This window comes from Lysinibacillus parviboronicapiens, assembly GCF_003049605.2.
GTDB lineage: Bacteria > Bacillota > Bacilli > Bacillales_A > Planococcaceae > Lysinibacillus > Lysinibacillus parviboronicapiens.
The window spans coordinates 4,259,021-4,279,595 of the sequence record NZ_CP073713.1; the positions used below are offsets into that span (position 1 = coordinate 4,259,021).

The window sequence follows — 20,575 nt, forward strand, 5'->3', positions numbered from 1 at the left end:
ACATGGGTTCTCATGAAAACTACATATACTGTTTGTTAAGACGGGCAATATATTTCCTTGTTGTTTTGAACAGGATTTTATTGCCATACGGAGCATATATATTCAGGTTTAGTTATTCATATGGTACACATACTACTGTTGCATAAACGCATACAATAATGCTTTGTGCAATGTTCTTGTTTCAATCGTAACACCCCGCTTTTTTCCACTATGACTAAGGGAGGATTTTAATGATGCACCAAGCAAATTTAAGTGATAAAAATGCGTTTTCACGCTTTGTTCTTGGCACAAGTATGACGGCATTTGGCATTGCCAAAGTGTCTAGAAATCCTGACTGTACAAAAGGTCGATTGATGATCGCATTAGGTGCCATGAAAATGGCTGAGGGGGTCTTTAAATATTGTCCGACTAAAGCCTTGCTGAGCTCCAATATGCAAAGTGCCATGAGCACCTCTATGCAAAGTATGCTCAGTGGACAAAATTCTATGTCCTCAGACCAAATCAATAAGCTGATGCAAGATTTCTCCTCTGCTATTTCTGGTAATACGTCACAAACTAATTCGGCTTCTAAGCCCGCTGACAACAGTGCTTCTCAAAAGCAAAATTCCTCAAACAGTAATAGCACCACAAGTAACGCACAAAATCCTTCTTAGTCAAAAAAACCGTCTCAACCACATGTTGAGACGGTTTTTACTGTAGGGTGACTATAGCTCAGCCATATTTAGTGTTAGAACAACGAACAACTTAGATACAATTATTTAAAAGTACGCCATCCGATATCTTGGCGATAGAAAAAGTTATCCCATTTCTCTGTTGTGATTCCTGCATATACTTTTTCTTGTGCTTCTTTTAAAGTAGGAGCTTTTGCACCAATAAGTAATACACGACCGCCATTCCCAACAAACTTTCCATTTACTCGCTTCGTGCCAGCATGGTATACAGCATGTGAAGTCGATAATGTCTCTAAGTTCGGTAATATATTTCCTTTCTCTACATCACCAGGATAACCATCAGCTGCAATTACAACACCTAACATGGCATCATTTGACCACTGTAAATCAAAAGGTTTTTCATCCATTAATGCTGTCATGAACGCACCAAAGTCAGAAGTCATACGCGGTAGCACTACCTGTGTTTCCGGGTCACCAAAACGGGCATTAAATTCAATCACTTTTGGACCTTTTTTCGTTAAAATAAGACCCGCATATAAAATACCAGTGAACGATACACCATCTGCATCCATTCCTTTAACAGTTGGTTCAACGACTGTTTTGTACGCTACATCCACTACCTCTTGTGAAATTTGAGGTACTGGTGAATAGGCACCCATGCCACCTGTATTCGGTCCTTTATCGCCGTCATATACACGTTTATGGTCTTGTGCAATAACCATCGGATATATTTGTCCCTTATGGACAAATGACATAAATGAAAATTCTTCCCCATCAAGGAATTCTTCGATGACCACGCGAGATGATGACTCACCAAAGCGCTGATTGCCAATCATGTCTTGCACTGCTTCAATAGCCTCTTCTTCAGTCATGGCTACAACTACACCTTTACCAGCCGCTAAACCATCCGCCTTAATAACGATTGGTGCACCTTGTTGTTTAATGTATGCAATAGCCTTTTCTGCTTCTGTAAACGTTTCATGTGCAGAAGTTGGGATATTATATTTATTCATGATATCTTTTGCATATGATTTACTACTTTCAATTTGTGCTGCAGCCTTTGTTGGGCCAAATACTCGTAAGCTGCGATCAGTAAAGAAGTCTACAATCCCTTCAGCGAGTGGCTGCTCAGGACCTACAAAAGTTAAATCTACTGCATTTTCCTTTGCAAATTGTGCAAGGCCCGCGAAATCCATTGTATCAATTGCAACAACTTCGGCGTCACCATGCATCCCATCATTTCCTGGAGCTACAAAAACTTTATTTACAGATGGAGAAATACTAAACTGCTTAGCAATCGCATGTTCACGACCGCCACTTCCAATTACCAATACATTCATTATTAGGAAATCCTCCTTTTGTGAGTAAGACCGAGATGAACCACCATCTCGGTCTAAGTGTCTGTATATTTTTTATGAAGGTTTTTATGTTACTTCGGGTATTTAATCTTAATTAATGCTTGAAATGACGTACGCCCGTAAATACCATGGTAATACCGAACTCATTCGCTTTATCAATTGAATCCTGGTCTTTAATAGAGCCGCCTGGTTGAATAATCGCTGTGATACCAGCTGCAGCCGCTTCTTCTACTGTATCGCTCATTGGGAAGAATGCATCCGATGCTAATGCTGCACCTTTTGCTTTTTCACCGGCTTGCTCAAAGGCAATTTTTGCTGCACCAACGCGATTCATTTGCCCTGCTCCGACACCTAGTGTCATTTGTGCATCTGTGACTACGATTGCATTGGATTTTACATGTTTCACAACCGCCCAGCCAAGTTGTAGCGCTTCCCATTCTTGATCAGTTGGTTCACGATCTGTGACAACTTTGATATCTGCGTTGGCAAAACCATAACGATCTGGCTCTTGTACAAGTAGGCCACCTTCAACAGATACCACATTCAATTTATCTTGCTTCACTTGCTCGAATGGAATCGTTAATAAACGGATATTTTTCTTTTGCGTTAAAATAGCAAGCGCTTCTTGAGAAAATGATGGTGCAATAATAATCTCTAAGAAAATATGACTAAGTTTTTCAGCAGTCGCTACATCTACTTCCCTGTTTAAAGCAATAATGCCACCAAAAATAGATGTTGAATCTGCTTCATATGCTTTATCAAAAGCTTCTTCTAAAGTTTTGCCAGTACCCACACCACACGGATTCATATGCTTAACCGCTACTGCAGCAGGTTTTTCGAATTCTTTTACAATTTGAAGGGCTGCATTGCCGTCTTGAATATTATTGTATGATAATTCCTTGCCATGTATTTGCGTTGCATAAGCTAAAGAGAAATCAGAACCAAGACGTTTTTGATAGAATGCCGCTTTTTGATGAGGATTTTCACCATAGCGTAAATTTTGTTTTAATTCATATGTCATCGTTAAGCTTTCTGGGAATTCTTCTTCCGTTAAGTGATTAGAGATATATGAATCATAGGCTGCTGTGTGACGGAAAACTTTAGCAGCTAGCTTACGGCGTGTTTCAATAGTTGTTGCACCATTTGCTTGTAATTCCTCTAATACGGTTGCATAGTCATTGCTATCCACAATTACTGTAACATATTGATGGTTTTTCGCTGCAGATCGTAGCATTGTTGGACCACCGATATCAATATTTTCAATGGCATCATCCCATGTTACATTAGGCTTTGAAATTGTTTCAACGAACGGGTAAAGATTGACACATACAATCTCAATCGGTTCAATGCCATGCTCATTCATTTGTGCTTGATGAGAAGCATCGTCAAATTTTCCTAATAAACCACCGTGAATCATTGGGTTTAAAGTTTTCACACGGCCATCTAAAATTTCCGGGAATTTTGTTACCTCATCTACTGCTGTTACTGCAACATTATTGTCTTGTAACATTTTTTTCGTACCACCAGTTGATAAAATTTCATAACCTAATGCCACTAATTCCTTAGCAAACTCTAAAATACCATCTTTATTGGAAACACTGATTAATGCACGTTTTGTCACAACGAAATCCTCCTAATTTTATCTCGTGTTTAGCCACGAAAATGTCTCGCTTACCTTGATTGTACACAGTTAAATCGTTATGGAATAACAACATTACCGGTAGATTATCTACCACTTAAAGTAAAGCCTGCGGAGAATGGAGCCAATACTCCGCATTTATTAAGCGACTTAACTACCCATAGCAACCGTTTTTTCACTTAAATAATTGTTGTAATGCCTTTGTATATAACAAATGTTCTTCTTTATGAATAGCTGTTTCTGTCGCCTCTCGATCACCCTCGACCACCGCTACAGCAGCTTGTGCAATTATAGGCCCTGTGTCCATGCCTTCATCTACGAAATGCACAGTCACACCGGTTATTTTGACACCATGCGCAATCGCTTGCCCAATGGCATCCTTCCCAGGGAAAGAAGGCAACAATGATGGATGAATATTGACGATTCGTTGCGAGTATGCAGCCAGTAATACTCCGCTTATTAAGCGCATGTAACCTGCAAGCACAATCCATTCGACTTCCCTTTCATGTAAAGTTTCGATAATCGCAGTCTCGTAATCTGCCTTCGATGCAAACTCTCTCGGATTCAAAGCAAGCACAGGAATATCAGATTTTTTAGCACGGGTTATAACAAATGCGCCGGGCTTATCTGTGACGACTAGCTCGATTTTGGCATTTAATTCGCCATGTTCAATCGCTTCTTGAATAGCTTGAAAATTACTACCGCTGCCTGAAGCAAACACGGCAATTTTGGTAGGTGCAGCCATCACACTAAACTCCCATCATGAGTGCCATTAAATACAACACCTTCGCCTTTCACAACGCGACCGATTTTGTATGCTTTTTCACCATTTGCTTGTGCTGTAGCAATTACGTTATCAGCCTCTTGTGCCGGCACTGCTAATACGAAACCAATCCCCATGTTGAAGACATTATATAAATCTTTGTCCTCTAGTTGACCTTTTTCTTTTAAGAATTCAAAAATACGAAGCACTGGCCAAGAACCTAAGTCAATTTCTGTTGCTAAACCTGCTGGCATCATACGTGGTAAGTTTTCATAAAAGCCACCACCTGTTACATGCGCACAACCGTGTACATCCGCTGCCTTTAAGGCTGCAAGTACTGGTTTTGCATATAATTTTGTTGGCACTAATAACGCCTCACCGATAGGACCAAGGTCTTCGTAGCCTGCTACAACTGCATCCACTGCTAAATCATTATCAGCAAAGACAATTTTACGAACTAATGAATAACCATTTGAATGCACACCACTTGAAGCAAGGCCTACAAGTACGTCACCTTCAACGATTTTTTCACCTGTTATAATGGCTGATTTTTCGCAAGCGCCTACAGCAAATCCTGCTAAATCATATTCGTCTTCCTCGTATAGGCCTGGCATCTCAGCAGTTTCCCCGCCGATTAATGCTGCACCTGATTGAACACAGCCATCCGCTACCCCTTTAACAATTTGTTCGATTTTCGCTGGCTCTGCCTTACCAAGCGCCACATAATCTAAGAAATACAGTGGTTCAGCACCTTGTGCGACGATATCATTTACACACATTGCGACACAGTCCACACCAATCGTATCGTGCTTGTCTACCATAAACGCTAATTTTAATTTTGTCCCAACACCATCAGTACCTGAAATAAGAACAGGTTCTTTTAGCTTTAGTTCTGACAAGTCAAACATACCACCAAAGCCACCGAACGTACCCATTACCCCTAGACGGTTCGTACGCTCAACATGAGACTTCATTCGTTTAACGGCTTCATAGCCTGCTTCAATATTTACACCTGCTTGTTCATATGCTTTAGACATGCAGAGATCCTCCTTTTAATCGAATTCGCCTTCGCTGAAGCATTTGTACTGTTGCTTCGCTTTCATGCAAAAGTCAACTGTGACATCTGCTAAAGGCACGCTAAGATTGCTTGTGCATAACCTTAACGAAGTAGTTCTTTTTCATGCGGTAAGATTGTATCAGGAAAAATTTCAGTTGGATATTTGCTTGTAAAGCATGCTAAGCAAAGGCCACGATTTTCATCTTCATATGGTCGTGCAATAGTCTCCACCATTCCTTCAACAGAAAGAAATGTAAGCGAATCTGCACCAATCGCTTCACGAATTTCATCTACATTATGACTAGATGCAATTAATTCCTCATGTGTGGAAGTGTCAATGCCATAATAACAAGGATCAGTCATCGGAGGTGAAGAAATCACAACATGTACTTCTGATGCACCAGCATCTTTTAACATTTTTACGATACGACGTGATGTTGTGCCTCGAACGATAGAATCATCGACCATCACTACTCGTTTACCTTTTACTACTTGCACAACAGGTGAAAGCTTCATTTTCACACCGCGTTCACGTAATTCTTGAGTCGGCTGAATGAATGTTCGACCTACATAACGGTTTTTAATCAAACCTAACTCATATGGAATTCCACTTTCTTCAGCAAAACCAATTGCTGCAGAAATACTAGAATCTGGAACACCTGTTACGACATCAGCTTCGATATGAGCACATTCTCGTGCAAGTTGTTTCCCCATACGCTTACGTGCCATATGCACATTAATGCCATCAATATCCGAGTCAGGACGTGCTAAGTACACATATTCCATTGCACACATTGCACGATTTTCCATATCAGCGAAACGATCAGACTTTACGCCCTCATCGTTAATAATTAACAATTCACCTGGTTCTACCGAACGAACAAACTCTGCGCCGATTAAATCGAATGCACAAGTTTCAGAAGCAACGACCCAACCATCTCCAAGCTTTCCTAGAGAAAGTGGACGTAAACCATGTGGATCACGTGCAACAAGCATTTCATCTTTTGTCATGATTAAGAATGAATACGCACCCTTTAATAATGATAGGGCATTTTTCACCTTTGCACGGAATGGTGAATGAGAGCTTTTCTTAATAAGATGCGCCAGCACTTCTGTATCAGAGCTAGAATGAAAAATACTACCTTGACGCTCTAAATATTGTTTTAAGTGAGTCGCATTGACTAAGTTACCGTTATGAGCAATTGAAAGGCTACCAGTTGATGAATGGAATAGTAATGGCTGGACATTTTCGATACCGCCACCACCAGCAGTTGTGTATCGAACGTGGGCAATTGCCGCTTTTCCATCGACTGCTTTTAATTTATCTTCATTAAATACATCATTAACTAGTCCTTCGCCTTTCACCGCGCGAAGGTGCTGACCGTCAGAAACGACGATACCAGCTCCTTCTTGTCCACGGTGTTGAAGAGCGTGTAGCCCGTAATAACTAAGATGTGCTGGATTCGGATTCCCCCAAATACCAAACACCCCACATTCTTCGTTTAAGCCTCTGAGTTCAGCAAGCATGGGATTGCTCCTTTCCAATTAGAACGGAATTCCTCCACTGTACCTTCTACAAGCACACCGTTGTCCCCGTTGATTTTAACCAGCGCATTGTTTGTTACGACACCGATTTTTTGTGCATCTTTGACAGTCTCGACAAATGCAGCAACATTTTCTGCTTTGACTGTTACTACAAAACGAGATTGTGTTTCACTGAATAATACTGTTGTTGCAGAACCAGTTAATGTCACATCAACACCTAAACCTTTAGCTCCAAACGTTGTTTCAGCAAGTGCTACCGCAAGACCTCCCTCTGCTACATCATGTGCAGATTGTACAAGTCCGGCTTTAATTGCTTTTAGTAATGCTTGTTGACGAGTTGCCTCAACCTCTAAGTCGATAGCTGGTGCTTTTCCTGAAATCACACCATTATTTAATAATTTTTGAAGTTCTGAGCCGCCAAATTCTGTGTTTGTATCACCGATAACAAATACAACATCGTCCGCAGCTTTCACTTCTTGTGTAGTCACATGTGCTAAGTCTTCGATTAGACCTACCATCCCGATTGTTGGTGTTGGGTAAACAGCTTCCCCTGAACGCTCATTATAAAGAGATACGTTACCACCGATTACCGGAGCATTCAGTGCTGTACAAGCTGCTGAGATACCATCCGCTGATTTTTCAATTTGCCAGAAGATTTCTGGTTTCTCTGGGTTACCGAAATTTAAGCAGTCTGTAATTGCAAGTGGTGTACCACCAGTTGCTACAATATTACGAGCCGCTTCTGCTACTGCAATAGCACCGCCCACTTCTGGATCAAGGTAAATGTAGCGAGAGTTACAGTCTGTTGTCATTGCAAGCCCTTTGTTTGTTCCACGTACACGAATAACTGCAGCATCTGAGCCTGGTGCAACAACTGTTGACGTACGTACTTGGTAATCATATTGATCGTAAACCCACTCTTTAGAAGCAACAGTCGGTGCTTTTAACAGTGCATTTAACGTCTCTTTGTAATCTGTTACGGCTGGTTCGACATTTTTAATTGCCTGGAATTCTGCATAGTAAGCAGGCTCAACAGATGGCTTATGATAGACTGGTGCATCTTCTGCAAGGGCATCAGCCGGCACATTCGCTACTACCTCACCGTTATGAAGTAAACGAAGCATTTTGTCATCTGTAACAACACCAATAGCCACCGCATCTAAATCATATTTATCGAAAATTGCTTTAATTTCATCTTCGCGACCTTTTTTCACAACTAATAACATGCGTTCCTGAGATTCGGATAACATCATTTCGTAAGCTGTCATACCCGTTTCACGTTGCGGCACTAAGTCTAGATTCATTTCAACACCTGAGCCAGCTTTTGAAGCCATTTCAGCAGATGATGACGTAAGACCAGCTGCACCCATATCTTGAATACCGACTAATGCATCAGATTTCACAACTTCTAAACATGCTTCCAGTAAAAGCTTCTCCATAAATGGATCGCCTACTTGAACTGCAGGGCGTTTATCTTCTGAGTCTTCCGTTAATTCTTCTGATGCAAATGTCGCACCGTGGATACCATCACGACCAGTTTTTGCGCCTACATACATGACTGTATTGCCGACACCTGCTGCAATACCGCGTTGAATATCTTTATGGTCGATTAAACCAACACACATCGCGTTCACAAGCGGATTTCCTTCATAGCAAGGATCAAATTGAATTTCGCCCCCTACCGTTGGAATACCAATACAGTTACCGTAACCTGCGATACCAGCAACAACTTCTTCAAATAAGTATTTACCACGTGCTGACTTCAACTCTCCAAAACGTAAAGAGTTCAACATTGCAATAGGGCGTGCCCCCATTGAAAAGACGTCACGGATAATACCACCAACACCAGTTGCTGCACCTTGATAAGGTTCAATTGCAGATGGATGGTTATGGGATTCCATTTTAAATACAACTGCTTGTTCATCACCAATGTCTACGATACCCGCACCTTCACCAGGCCCTTGTAATACTTGAGGACCTTGTGTTGGGAATTTTCGTAATACTGGTTTTGAATTTTTGTATGAGCAGTGTTCAGACCACATTACTGAGAAAAGACCTGTCTCTGTCCAGTTTGGCAGGCGGCCTAAAATACCTTCTACCATTGCAAATTCTTCGTCTGACATCCCCATACCAGCGTATAGCTTTTCATCTTTAATTTGCTGTGCTGTTGGCTCAAACTTAGTTGTTGACATGATTTTCCCTCCACTGCTTCACAATTGATTTAAATACTGCTAGACCGTCTGCTCCGCCCACAAGTGCATCAACAGCTCGTTCTGGGTGAGGCATCATACCTAATACATTGCCGCGCTCGTTAATAATCCCTGCGATGTCTGCTAAAGAACCGTTTGGATTTTCTCCTGAGTATGTGAACACGATTTGATTGTTATCTTTTAGTTTTTGTAATGTTTCCCCGTCACAGTAGTAGTTACCTTCACCGTGGGCGATTGGAATATTGATTACTTGACCTTGCTCATATTGATTTGTGAATAATGTATTGTTGTTTTCAACCTTAAGCTGTATTGTACGACACATGAATTTTAAGTTTTTGTTACGAAGTAATGCACCAGGTAATAAGCCTGCTTCTGTTAGAATCTGGAATCCATTACATACACCTAGCACAGGTTTACCAGCATCTGCTGCCTTTTTAACCTCCGCCATAATGTTTGACTGGTTTGCCATTGCACCACAACGTAAATAGTCACCATAAGAGAAACCTCCTGGAACTAAAATGCCATCAAAGCTACTTAAATCGGTTTCTGTGTGCCATACATATTCTACTTCTTCACCTAGTTCATCTTTAATTGCATGATACATATCGATGTCACAGTTTGACCCAGGGAATACGAGTACTGCGAATTTCATGATTAGTTAGCCTCCTCGACTTCGTAACGGTAGTCTTCAATTACTACATTCGTTAAAACTTTTTCACACATTTCTTTTACTAAAGTGTCGATATCACGCGCTGAATCACTGATTGTAAGCTCTAGATATTTACCAATACGTAATTCTTCTACTTCACCATAACCCATTTTAGCTAAAGAACCTTGTACTGCTGAACCTTGTGGATCTAGAATACTCTCACGTAATGTTACGAAAATTTTAACTTTTTTCATTGTTATTTGCCTCCGAGTCTAGAAAGAATAATAGTATATACTTCAGTTAAATTACCAAGGTCTCGACGAAAGACGTCTTTGTCCAACTTTTGTTTTGTTTCTGCATCCCATAATCTACATGTATCTGGTGAGATTTCATCAGCTAGCAGTACATCGCCATTTGTATCACGTCCAAACTCTAATTTAAAATCAATTAAAGTAACGTTTACATCTGCGAATATTGGTTGCAGTACTTTGTTAACAGCCAATGCACCTTCATACATTGCTGCTACTTCTTCTGGTGCTGCAAGTTCTAGTACATCAATATGCTCCGTAGTAATGAACGGATCGCCCAGTTCGTCGTCTTTATAATAGAATTCAACGATTGGACGCTTTAATGGTGTGCCCTCTTCAAGGTCAAGGCGGTTAGCTAAGCTACCAGCCGCAACGTTACGTACTACGACCTCAATTGGAATAATGTCGACCTTTTTCACAAGTTGTTCTGTATCAGATAATCGTTGTACGAAATGTGACGCAATTCCGTTTGCTTGTAATTTTTCGAATATTAAGGAAGTAATGCGGTTATTTAGAACAGCTTTTCCTTCAATTTCTTCTTTTTTCTCACCATTAAATGCTGTTGCACTATTCTTGTATTCTACTAGGAGTACATTAGGTTCCTCAGTTGCATACAATTTTTTTGCTTTACCTTCATACAAAAGTTGATCTTTATTCATTTCGTCATTCCCCCAGATTATTATGAAATACGCCTCAACATTGTGATGTTCGGATTTTGAATCGTACAAGCAATTCAAAATCCGTAACATCCGTCAACGGCACTAACTTTATTTCGTCGAATGATTGAATAAAAGTTAGTTTAGTCCAAGACGATCAAAAATCATGTCTACATGCTGTAAGTGATAGTTGTAGTCAAAGCACTCGTCCAATTCTTCTTTCGTTAAATACGCTGTGATTTTTTCACTTGCATCGACTAACGTACGGAATTGAACTTGCTCGTCCCACGCCTGCATTGCTAATGGCTGTACTGTATCATACGCTTCTTCACGCACTAAGCCTTTATCGATTAGTGCTAATAAAATGCGTTGAGAGTAAATTAGTCCAAATGTGCGGCCCATATTACGTTTCATGTTTTCAGGGAATACTGTTAAATTTTTCACGATGTTACCAAAGCGGTTTAACATATAGTTCAGTGTGATTGTTGCATCCGGTAAAATCACACGCTCTGCGGATGAATGTGAAATATCACGTTCATGCCATAGTGCTACATTTTCATAAGCAGTTACCATATAACCACGCATTAAGCGTGACATACCAACCATATTTTCAGAACCGATTGGATTGCGCTTATGTGGCATTGCTGATGAGCCCTTTTGTCCTTTTGCAAAAGCTTCTTCTACTTCTCGTGTTTCGGATTTTTGCAACCCGCGAATCTCAGTTGCGAATTTTTCAATTGATGTCGCAATTAATGCTAATGCACCTAAATATTGTGCATGGCGGTCACGTTGTAGTGTTTGTGTTGAAATCGGTGATGCAGCCAACCCTAATTTGTCACATACATATTGTTCAACACGTGGGTCGATATTTGCATAAGTGCCAACTGCTCCAGACATTTTCCCAGTTTCAATTACTTGTGCTGCTGCGTCAAAACGTTCTAGGTTACGTTTCATTTCTTCATACCACAAGCCTAGCTTTAAGCCAAAAGTTGTTGGTTCTGCATGAACACCATGTGTGCGTCCCATCATAACCGTATGTTTATGCTCTTTTGCTTTCACTGCAATAATATCAATAAAATTCACAATATCACGTCGTAAAATATCATTCGCCTGTTTAATAATATAAGAAAGTGCTGTGTCAACTACATCCGTCGAAGTTAAGCCATAGTGTACCCATTTACGTTCCTCACCTAGCGTTTCAGAAACTGCACGCGTAAAGGCTACTACGTCATGGCGTGTTTCTTTCTCAATTTCCAATATACGATCTACATCAAATGAAGCATTATCACGAATTTTAGCTACATCTTCCTTTGGAATATCGCCAATTTCTGCCCAAGCCTCACATGCTAAAATTTCGACCTCTAGCCAAGCTTGGTATTTATTTTGTTCTGTCCAAATTGCGCCCATTTCGGGTCTTGTGTAACGTTCAATCATTGCGTATCTCCTTCTATTCTGACCAAATGCCAGAATGCTCGATTTCTTTTAAAGTATGGTCCAAATCTTTTGTCATAATCGTTACGTGGCCCATCTTACGGTTCACCTTAGCTTCAGCTTTCCCATAAAGATGCAATGACCAATCAGGATATTTTGCAATCGAGTTACTTAGTGGCACCACATGTTGCCCTAAAACATTCACCATAATTGATGGTGCCCATAGTTGTGGTTTGCGCAGCGGCCAACCACAAACAGCACGAATATGCTGATGGAATTGTGATACATTACATGCTTCTATTGAATAGTGACCTGAATTATGAGGTCTTGGTGCTAATTCATTAATAATAATGCCGCCATTTTCTAATACGAACATTTCTACCGCTAGTGTGCCTACTAAGTCTAGGTAATCTGCAATTTTCAAAGCCTCCTGTTCAGCTACTAACGCTGTTTCATCTTTGATACGCGCAGGTACAATGGTTTCATGCAAAATATGATGAACATGAATATTTTCACCAACAGGCTGACAATAAGACTCTCCATTACCATTCCGTTGTACAATGACAGATACCTCTTTCACGAATGGTACAAACCCCTCAGCAATACATTGTGAGTGGGCGAAAAGCCCTTCCACTAATGGTAGATCAACTGCAGATTCTAGAAGTTGCTGTCCTTTGCCGTCATATCCACCTCTTGCTGTTTTCACAATGCAAGGATATCCTATGGTATCGATATTGGCTACTAGCTCTTCATATGTTCCCGCCACTACATAAGGTGCTACTGGACAACCCGCGTTCATTATCGCAGCCTTCTCCGTTACACGATTTTGTGTAATGCGAACTAATTCTGCACCTTGTGGTACATAGGCCATTTGAGTTAACCGCTTTAAGCCGTCATAATCAATATTTTCAAACTCATATGTTATAACATCACTTACTTCTGCCAGTTCCTCTAATGCCGACTCATCATCGTAAGGTGCCACAATACGAATATCCGCAACCTGTCCACAAGGTGAATCCATTGTAGGTTCTAGCACCGCAACTTTAAAGCCAGCTTCCTTTGCCGCAAGTGCCATCATACGACCAAGTTGTCCCCCACCAATTATACCTATTGTTTGTCCGGGATAAATAATTTTTATCACACTAAGTCACCTGTGCTTTCCAATACCTGTTGCTTCGTCGCCTCGCGTCTAGCATCTAGTTTGTTAGCAAGTTCCGTATCAGTTGTCGACAAAATTTGCGCTGCAAGCAGTCCTGCGTTCGTTGCTCCTGCTTTACCAATCGCAACAGTCGCTACAGGAACACCACCTGGCATTTGGACAATTGATAATAGTGAATCCAACCCGTTAAGCGCACGAGATTGCACGGGTACACCAATAACTGGTAACGTCGTTTTTGCTGCTACCATCCCTGGTAAATGTGCCGCACCGCCAGCACCTGCTATAATTACTTGAATACCTCGCTCACGTGCTGCTTCTGCGTATTCAAACATTAAATCAGGAGTACGATGTGCGGATACTACCTTTTTCTCGTACGGTACTTGTAATTCATCTAAAATATCACATGCATGCTTCATTGTTTCCCAGTCACTTGAACTACCCATAATGACACCGATTTTCGGATTCATGAATTGTCGCTCCTTTTACACGATAGAAAAATGATTGATTATTGTGCAAGCCTCTATTATTATTCAATAGCCACTGCATTTCTTTACTTTTGTCTACATAGAAAATCCCCAAATAAACTACTCTCTATAATACACGTGAAAGCAGCTTACTTGAGGACTTATTATGAAAAGAATATGCAGATTTACACATCTGTACACACACCTTCCCTTAACATGCCAAAAGTTGCTTTCCCGCATAGTCCAGCATTTACGGTGCCGGGTAGAGACACTAGAGCCAATTCTCTAGCATATATGAGGGATTTAATTGTTTTTCCTTATCACATTTTAACAATTGAAAACACTATCGTCAATGCAAAAATGCGAACGTTTTATTTTCACTAATTAGAATTGTTCGGTTTTAAGTCAAATTTATTCAAAATCTTGACACAACATCGCTTTAAATTGTATTTTTTGACGCAAATACGCGGGTTCTCCATCTACTATATGAAAAACCGGTTCCTCTTTTCGTCCTACCGCTAGATAACCATCTTGACGCATTCTCGTCAAGCATTCGTCAATCGTCTCATTTTCTTCTACTTCATACCAAATTTGCTTTTTTCCCACATTGCTCTTCCTTCCAATCACTAGTCTTTAATTATTCTTCCGCGCCTGAAACCCATTATACCCTGATAGTACATTTCTAGAATACACGATTTTGTAACAATTAGTAATGACGCAATAAGTCGGACAAAAAAACGCCCACAAAGAACTACGAATTGCAGAAAAAAAGTCTAGTTTTTTATTAAAAAATATCAAATGTAAGATAAGAAAGATAAACTAGAAAAAACCCTTTGCGATTTCCCCTATCTACAATAAACTTTGCAATGTTATTTTCCAAAGTTCAACTTCATCCTCTCCCACAATTATTTCTGGTTCATGCCACGAAAACCATCACCATTAAAACATGAAATGATATGCAAATGGTAGTGTACAACATCTTTGAAGAGCCCATTATTTTGTATTATTGTAATACCGTCTGCAGTGAATGTTTTTTCTAATATTATTGGATTTTTTGCGTGGTCAGCATAACTTCTGGATTTTTTGGGTCAACCTCACTGATCGGATAATATGTTTTCGGAACAACGAATACATGTCCTTTATTTATGGAAACTTATCTAGCAATATCATTTTTATAGATTTATAAAAGGGTTTCTTTTACCTTTAATCTAATCTCACAAAATAAATGAATGGGTTTACCGACTGTACCGTAAATTATTAATAAAAAGAAAAGTATATAACAAAAAAAGCCGAGGAATAAATCCTCGACTTTTATAATGTGCCTAGCGACGTCCTACTCTCACAGGGGGAAGCCCCCAACTACCATCGGCGCTAAAGAGCTTAACTTCCGTGTTCGGTATGGGAACGGGTGTGACCTCTTTGCCATCATCACTAGACTATTGTCAGCTTCCAATATACGTCGTCTTTCTTTGTCAGCTTCATTCGTTCAGTCAGTCACGTACTTAGGTACGCTCCTTTCTTCTCTCAATTGCTTCCTTGAACTACTCGTATCTTGAAACCCTCTTTTAGAAAGATGTTGTTCTTTCAAAACTGGATAAACGGTACATTGAATGTTTCAAACATTTTGGTTAAGTCCTCGATCGATTAGTATTCGTCAGCTCCATGTGTCACCACACTTCCACCTCGAACCTATCTACCTCATCGTCTTTGAGGGATCTTACTTACTTGCGTAATGGGAAATCTCATCTTGAGGGGGGCTTCATGCTTAGATGCTTTCAGCACTTATCCCGTCCACACATAGCTACCCAGCGATGCCTTTGGCAAGACAACTGGTACACCAGCGGTGTGTCCATCCCGGTCCTCTCGTACTAAGGACAGCTCCTCTCAAATTTCCTACGCCCACGACGGATAGGGACCGAACTGTCTCACGACGTTCTGAACCCAGCTCGCGTACCGCTTTAATGGGCGAACAGCCCAACCCTTGGGACCGACTACAGCCCCAGGATGCGATGAGCCGACATCGAGGTGCCAAACCTCCCCGTCGATGTGGACTCTTGGGGGAGATAAGCCTGTTATCCCCGGGGTAGCTTTTATCCGTTGAGCGATGGCCCTTCCATGCGGAACCACCGGATCACTAAGCCCGTCTTTCGACCCTGCTCGACTTGTAGGTCTCGCAGTCAAGCTCCCTTGTGCCTTTACACTCTACGAATGATTTCCAACCATTCTGAGGGAACCTTTGGGCGCCTCCGTTACCTTTTAGGAGGCGACCGCCCCAGTCAAACTGTCCGCCTGACACTGTCTCCTGCCCCGCTAAGGGGCATGGGTTAGAATTTCAATACAACCAGGGTAGTATCCCACCGACGCCTCCTTCGAAGCTGGCGCTCCGAGATCTCTGGCTCCTACCTATCCTGTACAAGTTGTACCAAAATTCAATATCAGGCTACAGTAAAGCTCCACGGGGTCTTTCCGTCCTGTCGCGGGTAACCTGCATCTTCACAGGTACTATAATTTCACCGAGTCTCTCGTTGAGACAGTGCCCAGATCGTTACGCCTTTCGTGCGGGTCGGAACTTACCCGACAAGGAATTTCGCTACCTTAGGACCGTTATAGTTACGGCCGCCGTTTACTGGGGCTTCAATTCGCAGCTTCGCTTGCGCTAACCACTCCTCTTAACCTTCCAGCACCGGGCAGGCGTCAGCCCCTATACGTCACCTTACGGTTTTGCAGAGACCTGTGTTTTTGCTAAACAGTCGCCTGGGCCTATTCACTGCGGCTCTCATGCGCTTGCACGCTCAAGAGCACCCCTTCTCCCGAAGTTACGGGGTCATTTTGCCGAGTTCCTTAACGAGAGTTCTCTCGCACACCTTAGGATTCTCTCCTCGACTACCTGTGTCGGTTTGCGGTACGGGCACCTCTCACCTCGATAGAGGCTTTTCTTGGCAGTGTGAAATCAGGAACTTCGTCCTTAAAGGACTCGCCATCACAGCTCAACGTTACAGTGTGCGGATTTGCCTACACACACGCCTTACTGCTTGGACGCGCACAACCAACGGCGCGCTTACCCTATCCTACTGCGTCCCCCCATTTCTCAAACGGTGAGGAGGTGGTACAGGAATATCAACCTGTTGTCCATCGCCTACGCCTATCGGCCTCGGCTTAGGTCCCGACTAACCCTGAGCGGACGAGCCTTCCTCAGGAAACCTTAGTCATACGGTGGACGGGATTCTCACCCGTCTTTCGCTACTCATACCGGCATTCTCACTTCTAAGCGCTCCACCAGTCCTTCCGGTCTGACTTCAACGCACTTAGAACGCTCTCCTACCACTGACATCGTAGATGTCAATCCACAGCTTCGGTGAATCGTTTAGCCCCGATACATTTTCGGCGCAGCGTCACTCGACCAGTGAGCTATTACGCACTCTTTAAATGATGGCTGCTTCTAAGCCAACATCCTGGTTGTCTATGCAACGCCACATCCTTTTCCACTTAACGATTACTTTGGGACCTTAGCTGGTGGTCTGGGCTGTTTCCCTTTTGACTACGGATCTTATCACTCGCAGTCTGACTCCCGTGTATAAATATCTGGCATTCGGAGTTTGTCTGAATTCGGTAAACCGGGATGGCCCCCTAGTCCAAACAGTGCTCTACCTCCAGTATTCTCATCACGAGGCTAGCCCTAAAGCTATTTCGGAGAGAACCAGCTATCTCCAGGTTCGATTGGAATTTCTCCGCTACCCACACCTCATCCCCGCACTTTTCAACGTGCGTGGGTTCGGGCCTCCAGTAAGTGTTACCTTACCTTCACCCTGGACATGGGTAGATCACCTGGTTTCGGGTCTACGACCACGTACTAATTCGCCCTATTCAGACTCGCTTTCGCTGCGGCTCCGTCTTCTAAAACTTAACCTCGCACGTAATCGTAACTCGCCGGTTCATTCTACAAAAGGCACGCTATCACCCATTAACGGGCTCTAACTACTTGTAGGCACACGGTTTCAGGATCTCTTTCACTCCCCTTCCGGGGTGCTTTTCACCTTTCCCTCACGGTACTGGTTCACTATCGGTCACTAGGTAGTATTTAGCCTTGGGAGATGGTCCTCCCAGATTCCGACGGAATTTCACGTGTTCCGCCGTACTCAGGATCCACTCAGGAGGGAATGAACTTTCGACTACAGGGCTTTTACCTGCTCTGGCGGACCTTTCCAAGTCGCTTCATCTAACTCATTCTTTTGTAACTCCGTATTGAGTGTCCTACAACCCCAAGAGGCAAGCCTCTTGGTTTGGGCTCTTCCCGTTTCGCTCGCCGCTACTCAGGGAATCGATTTTTCTTTCTCTTCCTCCAGGTACTTAGATGTTTCAGTTCCCTGGGTCTGCCTTCAAGACGCTATGTATTCACGTCAAGATACTACGCGATTAAACGTAGTGGGTTCCCCCATTCGGAAATCTCCGGATCAAAGCTCACTTACAGCTCCCCGAAGCATATCGGTGTTAGTGCCGTCCTTCTTCGGCTCCTAGTGCCAAGGCATTCGCCGTGCGCCCTTAATAACTTAACCTACGTCGGCTTCCAATACACTGCGTATTTCGTTGTCAGCTTCACTCGTTCAGTCAGTCACGTACTAAGGTACGCTCCTTTCCTCTCTCGCTTGCTTCCTAGAACTACTTGTGTCTTGAAACCCTACATTATCTGTTATTAAGCCTAAAAAACTTAAAAAATAAATGTGTTTGTTACTATTTCAATGTCGTTTTATCCAGTTTTCAAAGAACAAGTTTTGAAGTTATTCATTCAGAAGAATGAACCTTCAAAACTGAACGCAAAACGTAATCTTACAAACCCAAGGTTTGTATTCCGAAAATATCCTTAGAAAGGAGGTGATCCAGCCGCACCTTCCGATACGGCTACCTTGTTACGACTTCACCCCAATCATCTATCCCACCTTCGGCGGCTGGCTCCAAAAGGTTACCTCACCGACTTCGGGTGTTACAAACTCTCGTGGTGTGACGGGCGGTGTGTACAAGGCCCGGGAACGTATTCACCGCGGCATGCTGATCCGCGATTACTAGCGATTCCGGCTTCATGTAGGCGAGTTGCAGCCTACAATCCGAACTGAGAACGACTTTATCGGATTAGCTCCCTCTCGCGAGTTGGCAACCGTTTGTATCGTCCATTGTAGCACGTGTGTAGCCCAGGTCATAAGGGGCATGATGATTTGACGTCATCCCCACCTTCCTCCGGTTTGTCACCGGCAGTCACCTTAGAGTGCCCAACTAAATGATGGCAACTAAGATCAAGGGTTGCGCTCGTTGCGGGACTTAACCCAACATCTCACGACACGAGCTGACGACAACCATGCACCACCTGTCACCGTTGTCCCCGAAGGGAAAACTGTATCTCTACAGTGGTCAATGGGATGTCAAGACCTGGTAAGGTTCTTCGCGTTGCTTCGAATTAAACCACATGCTCCACCGCTTGTGCGGGCCCCCGTCAATTCCTTTGAGTTTCAGTCTTGCGACCGTACTCCCCAGGCGGAGTGCTTAATGCGTTAGCTGCAGCACTAAGGGGCGGAAACCCCCTAACACTTAGCACTCATCGTTTACGGCGTGGACTACCAGGGTATCTAATCCTGTTTGCTCCCCACGCTTTCGCGCCTCAGTGTCAGTTACAGACCAGATAGTCGCCTTCGCCACTGGTGTTCCTCCAAATCTCTACGCATTTCACCGCTACACTTGGAATTCCACTATCCTCTTCTGCACTCAAGTCTCCCAGTTTCCAATGACCCTCCACGGTTGAGCCGTGGGCTTTCACATCAGACTTAAGAAACCACCTGCGCGCGCTTTACGCCCAATAATTCCGGACAACGCTTGCCACCTACGTATTACCGCGGCTGCTGGCACGTAGTTAGCCGTGGCTTTCTAATAAGGTACCGTCAAGGTACAGCCAGTTACTACTGTACTTGTTCTTCCCTTACAACAGAGTTTTACGAACCGAAATCCTTCTTCACTCACGCGGCGTTGCTCCATCAGGCTTTCGCCCATTGTGGAAGATTCCCTACTGCTGCCTCCCGTAGGAGTCTGGGCCGTGTCTCAGTCCCAGTGTGGCCGATCACCCTCTCAGGTCGGCTACGCATCGTTGCCTTGGTGAGCCGTTACCTCACCAACTAGCTAATGCGCCGCGGGCCCATCCTATAGCGACAGCCGAAACCGTCTTTTAGTCTTTCACCATGAAGTAAAAGAGATTATTTGGTATTAGCCCCGGTTTCCCGGAGTTATCCCAAACTATAAGGTAGGTTGCCCACGTGTTACTCACCCGTCCGCCGCTAAATCAGAGGAAGCAAGCTTCCTCATCATTCGCTCGACTTGCATGTATTAGGCACGCCGCCAGCGTTCGTCCTGAGCCAGGATCAAACTCTCCATAAAAGAAATTTGATTAGCTCAAATTGTTTTGCTGGCATCAATTTTGATGTCCAAAATTTTGTTTTGTTCACTAACTGAAGTTAGTTACTAAAAACGTTATTGATTACGTTTTGCTTGTTCAGTTTTCAAGGTTCATATTGTTAGTTGCTGTTTAAGTAACTTTTTATACTTTAACATGTTGTTAACTTATTGTCAACACTTTGTTTAGTTTTTGTTTTGTTGTTCGTTTGTTATCGTAACAACGTGATTAAATA

14 protein-coding genes, 3 rRNA genes and 1 riboswitch are annotated in these 20,575 nt (G+C 42.7%); of the genes, 1 reads left to right on the forward strand and 16 read right to left on the reverse strand.

The genetic code is table 11. The features are described 5' to 3' along the window. Window positions 1-230 precede the first annotated feature (230 nt). A complete protein-coding gene (locus C9J31_RS20605) occupies window positions 231-653 on the forward strand; it encodes a DUF2892 domain-containing protein (RefSeq protein WP_054767637.1) in 423 nt (140 codons plus the stop codon). A gap of 101 nt (window positions 654-754) precedes the next feature. On the opposite strand, the gene purD is transcribed toward C9J31_RS20605, so the two are convergent. From purD to C9J31_RS20685, 16 genes are all read right to left on the reverse strand, one after another. Then, the gene (purD, locus tag C9J31_RS20610; RefSeq protein WP_107950003.1) at window positions 755-2,011 is read right to left on the reverse strand and encodes a phosphoribosylamine--glycine ligase; all 1,257 of its coding nucleotides are present in this window, start codon (window positions 2,009-2,011) and stop codon (window positions 755-757) included. Window positions 2,012-2,123: 112 nt separating this feature from the next. Beyond that, window positions 2,124-3,650: a bifunctional phosphoribosylaminoimidazolecarboxamide formyltransferase/IMP cyclohydrolase gene (gene purH, locus C9J31_RS20615; protein ID WP_107950001.1), complete on the reverse strand. Its 1,527-nt coding sequence runs from the start codon at window positions 3,648-3,650 to the stop codon at window positions 2,124-2,126. Between the two features lie 193 nt (window positions 3,651-3,843). Beyond that, complete coding sequence (gene purN / locus C9J31_RS20620; protein WP_107949999.1) at window positions 3,844-4,413, reverse strand: phosphoribosylglycinamide formyltransferase; 570 nt, start codon at window positions 4,411-4,413, stop codon at window positions 3,844-3,846. Continuing rightward, a complete protein-coding gene (purM, locus tag C9J31_RS20625) occupies window positions 4,413-5,468 on the reverse strand; it encodes a phosphoribosylformylglycinamidine cyclo-ligase (protein WP_054767636.1) in 1,056 nt (351 codons plus the stop codon). The genes purN and purM overlap by 1 nt, the downstream gene beginning before the upstream one ends. A 122-nt stretch (window positions 5,469-5,590) precedes the next feature. Next, window positions 5,591-7,015: an amidophosphoribosyltransferase gene (purF, locus tag C9J31_RS20630; RefSeq protein WP_054767635.1), complete on the reverse strand. Its 1,425-nt coding sequence runs from the start codon at window positions 7,013-7,015 to the stop codon at window positions 5,591-5,593. Next, a complete protein-coding gene (gene purL / locus C9J31_RS20635; RefSeq protein WP_107949997.1) occupies window positions 6,991-9,225 on the reverse strand; it encodes a phosphoribosylformylglycinamidine synthase subunit PurL in 2,235 nt (744 codons plus the stop codon). Before purL ends, purF begins: the two co-directional genes overlap by 25 nt. After that, window positions 9,212-9,895, reverse strand: a complete 684-nt coding sequence (gene purQ, locus C9J31_RS20640) for a phosphoribosylformylglycinamidine synthase subunit PurQ (RefSeq protein ID WP_054767634.1) — start codon at window positions 9,893-9,895, stop codon at window positions 9,212-9,214. Before purQ ends, purL begins: the two co-directional genes overlap by 14 nt. Window positions 9,896-9,897: 2 nt before the next feature. Then, the gene (purS, locus tag C9J31_RS20645) at window positions 9,898-10,146 is read right to left on the reverse strand and encodes a phosphoribosylformylglycinamidine synthase subunit PurS (RefSeq protein WP_010857136.1); all 249 of its coding nucleotides are present in this window, start codon (window positions 10,144-10,146) and stop codon (window positions 9,898-9,900) included. Window positions 10,147-10,148: 2 nt separating this feature from the next. Beyond that, window positions 10,149-10,859, reverse strand: a complete 711-nt coding sequence (purC, locus tag C9J31_RS20650) for a phosphoribosylaminoimidazolesuccinocarboxamide synthase (RefSeq protein ID WP_107949996.1) — start codon at window positions 10,857-10,859, stop codon at window positions 10,149-10,151. A 135-nt stretch (window positions 10,860-10,994) separates the two neighbouring features. Then, complete coding sequence (gene purB / locus C9J31_RS20655; RefSeq protein WP_054767632.1) at window positions 10,995-12,290, reverse strand: adenylosuccinate lyase; 1,296 nt, start codon at window positions 12,288-12,290, stop codon at window positions 10,995-10,997. Window positions 12,291-12,303: 13 nt separating this feature from the next. Further along, window positions 12,304-13,428 carry a 5-(carboxyamino)imidazole ribonucleotide synthase gene (gene purK, locus C9J31_RS20660; protein WP_054767631.1) on the reverse strand — a complete coding sequence of 375 codons (1,125 nt, stop codon included), beginning with the start codon at window positions 13,426-13,428 and terminating at the stop codon, window positions 12,304-12,306. Next, the gene (gene purE / locus C9J31_RS20665; protein WP_107924740.1) at window positions 13,425-13,913 is read right to left on the reverse strand and encodes a 5-(carboxyamino)imidazole ribonucleotide mutase; all 489 of its coding nucleotides are present in this window, start codon (window positions 13,911-13,913) and stop codon (window positions 13,425-13,427) included. Before purE ends, purK begins: the two co-directional genes overlap by 4 nt. A 216-nt stretch (window positions 13,914-14,129) precedes the next feature. Continuing rightward, window positions 14,130-14,228: riboswitch (purine riboswitch) on the reverse strand. A gap of 93 nt (window positions 14,229-14,321) precedes the next feature. Then, a complete protein-coding gene (locus tag C9J31_RS20670; protein ID WP_107924741.1) occupies window positions 14,322-14,516 on the reverse strand; it encodes an NETI motif-containing protein in 195 nt (64 codons plus the stop codon). A gap of 714 nt (window positions 14,517-15,230) precedes the next feature. Continuing rightward, window positions 15,231-15,346, reverse strand: a 5S ribosomal RNA gene (rrf, locus tag C9J31_RS20675). A 188-nt stretch (window positions 15,347-15,534) separates the two neighbouring features. Then, window positions 15,535-18,463 (reverse strand): 23S ribosomal RNA (locus tag C9J31_RS20680). Between the two features lie 309 nt (window positions 18,464-18,772). Beyond that, a 16S ribosomal RNA gene (locus tag C9J31_RS20685) occupies window positions 18,773-20,324 on the reverse strand. The 16S, 23S and 5S rRNA genes sit together here, the layout of an rRNA operon. Window positions 20,325-20,575 lie beyond the last annotated feature (251 nt).

Excerpts from the sequence above, each read along its gene's own strand:
- purB (WP_054767632.1), bottom strand. The coding sequence starts at position 12,290 with ATGATTGAACGTTACACAAGACCCGAAATGGGCGCAATTTGGACAGAA.
- purE (WP_107924740.1), bottom strand. The coding sequence starts at position 13,913 with ATGAATCCGAAAATCGGTGTCATTATGGGTAGTTCAAGTGACTGGGAA.
- purF (WP_054767635.1), bottom strand. The coding sequence starts at position 7,015 with ATGCTTGCTGAACTCAGAGGCTTAAACGAAGAATGTGGGGTGTTTGGT.
- purD (WP_107950003.1), bottom strand. The coding sequence starts at position 2,011 with ATGAATGTATTGGTAATTGGAAGTGGCGGTCGTGAACATGCGATTGCT.
- purL (WP_107949997.1), bottom strand. The coding sequence starts at position 9,225 with ATGTCAACAACTAAGTTTGAGCCAACAGCACAGCAAATTAAAGATGAA.
- purN (WP_107949999.1), bottom strand. The coding sequence starts at position 4,413 with ATGGCTGCACCTACCAAAATTGCCGTGTTTGCTTCAGGCAGCGGTAGT.
- purS (WP_010857136.1), bottom strand. The coding sequence starts at position 10,146 with ATGAAAAAAGTTAAAATTTTCGTAACATTACGTGAGAGTATTCTAGAT.
- purQ (WP_054767634.1), bottom strand. The coding sequence starts at position 9,895 with ATGAAATTCGCAGTACTCGTATTCCCTGGGTCAAACTGTGACATCGAT.
- C9J31_RS20605 (WP_054767637.1), top strand. The coding sequence starts at position 231 with ATGATGCACCAAGCAAATTTAAGTGATAAAAATGCGTTTTCACGCTTT.
- purM (WP_054767636.1), bottom strand. The coding sequence starts at position 5,468 with ATGTCTAAAGCATATGAACAAGCAGGTGTAAATATTGAAGCAGGCTAT.
- purC (WP_107949996.1), bottom strand. The coding sequence starts at position 10,859 with ATGAATAAAGATCAACTTTTGTATGAAGGTAAAGCAAAAAAATTGTAT.